The following is a 4,297-nucleotide window of genomic DNA, read 5'->3' on the forward strand; positions in this document are numbered from 1 at the left end:
GAAGAAATATTCGTCATCGACGGCATCTTCCAGGATGAGTACGGCTGCTACCCCGCCGGAACCTATATCCGTAACCCACCGGGTTCCTGCCATGCCCCCGGCAGCGACGGTGGTTGCCTGCTATATGTCAAACTGAATATGTTTCCGGAACATGACGCCGAAGTTTTTCGCCTTGATACCCACAACGCTATGTGGCAGCCCGGAATCGATAACAGACTATCGACCTTGCCGCTGCACGGGTACGGTCAGGAAAAAACAATTTTATTGAAGTGGCAGCCCGATTCTGCTTTTTCTCTCCACCAGCATGACGGCGGAGAAGAAATCTTTATTCTGTCGGGCGACTATTATGATGAACAGGGGCACTATGAAAGGGGAACCTGGATCCGCTACCCTGCAGGTAGCTCACATCAGCCATCGACAAAAAACGGCTGCCTGATGCTAATGAAAACTGGCCACTTGCCTCTTTAGGCGAGAAGCTTAATCCCAACAGCCTCGAACCTGGTATCAGTGTTCTGGTAGTCAGCGCTCGCCGGGCGATAATAGTCTGCAGGCATTCGCTCGGTCAGGCCCGCCGCTTTTAGCTTCTGGAACTCTTCCCGGGTCAAGACAGTGTATTCAAGGTGTTCATCAAGCAAAGACTGAAGGGACTCAAGGTTCAGCTCGTCATCTCTCACCAGTTCTTTAAGCTTGCCTGTTAGCACAGCAAACGGCAAACGCGGCTCCCGTACCAGCTGTTTTCTGTCTGCTATCTGGCTGGCTGCTTTGGAACGTACACCGTGTTCAAATATTTGTGTCCAATCGGCTTTTCCCTGCCGGGTAACCAACCGATAACGGTAACAATAATAGCCTTCAAAAAAAGTACTGAGATAGTGAAACCGTTCGGCATGCGCTTCAAGGAAGATATGCTGAAGCTCAAGATGTGCGTGAAATTGGTATAAGTCACTCATGGATAATACGGTATTGGGAGAAACGCAGCAGTTTATATCACAAAAAAACCACTACGTTCATCAAGACATTATAGATTTACCCTGATCCCGATAGCGCCTTCGAACTCTATACTCGAATCGCTCTGCAAGTACCAGGTCGGCCCGCCCTCGGCATACAGGTGAAAATTATCGTAAGGGATGACTAAACCAGCACCGGCTCTAGGCCCCCATTCATGCTTGTCATCATCAACCCACTGCAATCCGGTAAAGATGTAGAACGGCGAATACAGTGTACCGCGGCTCAGGTCACTGACATTCCATAATGCATCCGCTGTCAGGCTCAATGTATCAAGCCCCACTGAAAATTGTAATTCCTCTCGGTACTTAACTGTAACACCGGAAGTTGGGCTACCGACATAGCCGCCTGCAGCCAATGGTGAACCCGCTGCCGTGGCCGTGACGGGTAACGCTAATAATGAAGAAAGTAATATCGCTCGTTTGTACATCCCTAATCCCTAAACGAAGGTGTTTCATTTGCACCGCGCAACATAACCTCTTCTTTCATAAAATCAAAGAATAATATTGTGAAATTTAGTATCGATTTGTCAGGTCTACTTTCTCATCAGCCTATTACAATAATTTTTATTACGCCAAAGGAAGACTATGCTAATCAAAAAATCCCCCCGCTGGGCGCTCAAGGAAAGCGATGCCACACCAGAGTCGGTTTATCGCCAGCGCCGCGACATCTTAAAAAAGCTGGGTATCACCCTTGTCGGCATGCCAATCGCCACACAAGCCAATGCCGGGCTGTTTGACGCTTTTACCGGTAAAGACAAGCCCGCAGCCAAAGACAGCCGCCGCCAGTTGGTAACCAAGCCATCACCGTACTCAGACAACAAGCTTTCACTAACACCTGAAAGCAAAATCCTCCAGTACAATAATTTTTATGAGTTCGGCACCGACAAATCGGATCCCGCTGTTCGTGCGGCCAACTTTCAGACCAACCCGTGGACCGTAGAGATTGACGGGCTGGTACACCGCCCGCTCACCCTGGGCTACGAAGATATTTTCAGCAAGTTCACTCTTGAAGAGCGTATTTACCGACTACGCTGTGTTGAAGCCTGGTCGATGAACGTTCCCTGGATTGGCTTCCCATTGGCGGAGTTACTGAAAAAAGCCAATCCGATGAGCAAGGCAAAATATGTTGCATTCGAAACCCTGTACGATCCCAAACGTATGCCGGGACAAGCCTCCCGCCGGCTCGGTGGCGGGATTGACTACCCTTATGTCGAAGGGCTCAGAATCGATGAGGCAATGAATCCGCTGGCACTCATATCGGTTGGCCTGTACGGCAAGACGCTGGCACCGCAGAATGGCGCTCCGCTCCGCCTGGTCGTGCCTTGGAAATACGGCTTTAAGAGCATCAAGTCAGTTGTCCGAATTACCCTGACAGACAAAGAGCCTCCGACAACATGGAACCGCCTCGCACCGCATGAATACGGCTTCTATGCCAACGTCAATCCGAAAGTCGATCATCCGCGCTGGAGCCAGGCAAGTGAGCGCTTCATCGGCGAAGGAAGCTTGTTCAGCAGCAGACGTCAGCCAACGCTGATGTTTAATGGCTATACCGATGAAGTGGCCGGGCTATACAAAGGCATGGATCTCAGAAAACAGTACTAGTCAGCAAAAGCAATAATGAGGAACAATGCGAATGAAAATCACGCCTCGACATATCACAGTGCTTAAGGTCATTATTCACCTGGTAAGCCTGGGCTTTCTAACCATGATGATAGCCCAGACAATGACCGGCGGGCTCGGGGCCGATCCTGTCGAGGGACTGAGTCATTTCACCGGCATGGCAGCCTTGAATACCCTGATGATTACCTTGCTTATCTCACCGATTGCCCGCCGTTTTAAAATGGGGCAGCTGGTCAAGGTCCGTCGTCTGGTTGGCCTGTACAGCTTTTTCTGGGCAGCGATTCATCTGCTGGTTTATCTGGCGCTTGATCTCAGCTTCGACATCTCATTGCTGGCGAGCGAAATCGTTGACCGGCCATATCTGACTGTCGGCGCAATCAGCTGGCTCATCCTGTTTGCCCTTGCTGTTACCTCTACACAGGGCATGCAACGGCGGCTCGGGCCGAAATGGCAAAAACTACACAACTGGGTTTATCTGGCGTTGCTGCTGGCTCCAATCCACTACTACTGGTCAGTAAAATCCGGTCTTGCCGAACCGGCTATCTATATTGCTGGCGCATTGATATTACTGGCATTTCGTCACAAGACATTCAGACGCTGGCTACCGACATTCACCAGTATCAACCGCAGCCCGTCAACTCGTTCATAACATCAAACATGTCACTAAGATCAAAGAAGTCGCTATCATGCGTCTTCTTTGATCACTAAACGCTTGAAAAACCGTAAGGGAAAATGTTTTTTTCTGATACGATTAGGCTTTGTGATAGTCGGTATTATCAGTCTGGAATCCACCACATCATCATTCCGGGCTGAGCAAGTGGTATTGTGTTATGGGGCGTTTCGTTCTTGGTCAGTGATCTTCTTTCAGTCAGCATTCATCAGTTCAAGGCTGACTGCTTGCAGTTGTGCGAGCAACATTATCCAACAGTTCATAACCGGGGAATGCGTGGAAACCACTTGGGCAAAACCTTGTGCCGTCGGATTTTATCGACGCTAAATAAAGCCGATATTCCCGCCGAACTGCACCAATGTCATCAAGGTGATGCGCTTGAACAACCAATCTTTCGTATTGAGACCGCCGAATTTAACTTGTGGATTATTGCCCACCGCCTGGTCAGTGCCAATCTGGCTCGCCGTGAAGCACTGGTTCAATCTGTCAATACTGCCTGCCAGCAAATCGATGAGAACAAACAACATCACCTGCTGATCGTATCCGACCATTGGTTTGACCGCAGCAAGGCCAGCAAAGAAATTCCTGCCTGGTGGCTTGGCCAGTTACCCGTCAACATCAATGATTATCTGGCCGATGGAATCCGCCTTCAAGAATGTACCAACACCCTGCCCCACTGCCTGCAGCAACAATACTTGTTATCTGGAGGGCAACATCAGATCCACCATCCGCTCAAGCGCAACGGCAGTAATAAAACCGTGCATCGATACCTTCTTCTCACGGCTTACTATCAACTTCAATAGCGAACGATAGCCAATATAGTGATCGCTGCGATAACTCAAATCGCACTTATCCTTTACTATAGCGGCACCTTCAGTGTTATATTTTTGTTGAATAAGACGTTACATGACAGCATCCAGCACGGCTTCTCACTTATCGCTGCGGAATGACTCTATCTTCCGGCTCTTTGTTCGTTACACCATGCCCACCATCGCAGCCATGT

The 4,297-nt window shown here is 49.5% G+C and carries 6 protein-coding genes; 4 read left to right on the forward strand and 2 right to left on the reverse strand.

What is annotated here, in order from left to right; genetic code table 11:
- A partial coding sequence (locus tag MHN01_RS18120; RefSeq protein WP_239412623.1) for a cupin domain-containing protein occupies positions 1–468 on the forward strand: 468 nt, incomplete at its 5' end.
- Here the strand turns inward: MHN01_RS18120 and MHN01_RS18125 are convergent.
- Both MHN01_RS18125 and MHN01_RS18130 read right to left on the reverse strand, forming a co-directional pair.
- Positions 465–947, reverse strand: a complete 483-nt coding sequence (locus MHN01_RS18125) for a hypothetical protein (protein ID WP_239412624.1) — start codon at positions 945–947, stop codon at positions 465–467. The genes MHN01_RS18120 and MHN01_RS18125 overlap by 4 nt on opposite strands.
- A gap of 68 nt (positions 948–1,015) precedes the next feature.
- Positions 1,016–1,432, reverse strand: coding sequence for a hypothetical protein (locus MHN01_RS18130; RefSeq protein WP_239412625.1), 417 nt, complete (start codon positions 1,430–1,432; stop codon positions 1,016–1,018).
- Positions 1,433–1,589: 157 nt separating this feature from the next.
- Between MHN01_RS18130 and msrP the strand changes: the two genes are divergently transcribed.
- From msrP to MHN01_RS18145, 3 genes are all read left to right on the forward strand, one after another.
- A complete protein-coding gene (gene msrP, locus MHN01_RS18135) occupies positions 1,590–2,606 on the forward strand; it encodes a protein-methionine-sulfoxide reductase catalytic subunit MsrP (protein WP_239412626.1) in 1,017 nt (338 codons plus the stop codon).
- A 31-nt stretch (positions 2,607–2,637) separates the two neighbouring features.
- On the forward strand, positions 2,638–3,273 hold the full coding sequence (gene msrQ, locus MHN01_RS18140; RefSeq protein WP_239412627.1) for a protein-methionine-sulfoxide reductase heme-binding subunit MsrQ: 636 nt from the start codon (positions 2,638–2,640) through the stop codon (positions 3,271–3,273).
- Positions 3,274–3,449: 176 nt separating this feature from the next.
- Positions 3,450–4,097 (forward strand): hypothetical protein, encoded by a 648-nt coding sequence (locus MHN01_RS18145; RefSeq protein ID WP_239412628.1) that lies wholly within the window; start codon positions 3,450–3,452, stop codon positions 4,095–4,097.
- Positions 4,098–4,297 lie beyond the last annotated feature (200 nt).

This window comes from Photobacterium sp. OFAV2-7 (genome assembly GCF_022347985.1).
GTDB lineage: Bacteria > Pseudomonadota > Gammaproteobacteria > Enterobacterales > Vibrionaceae > Photobacterium.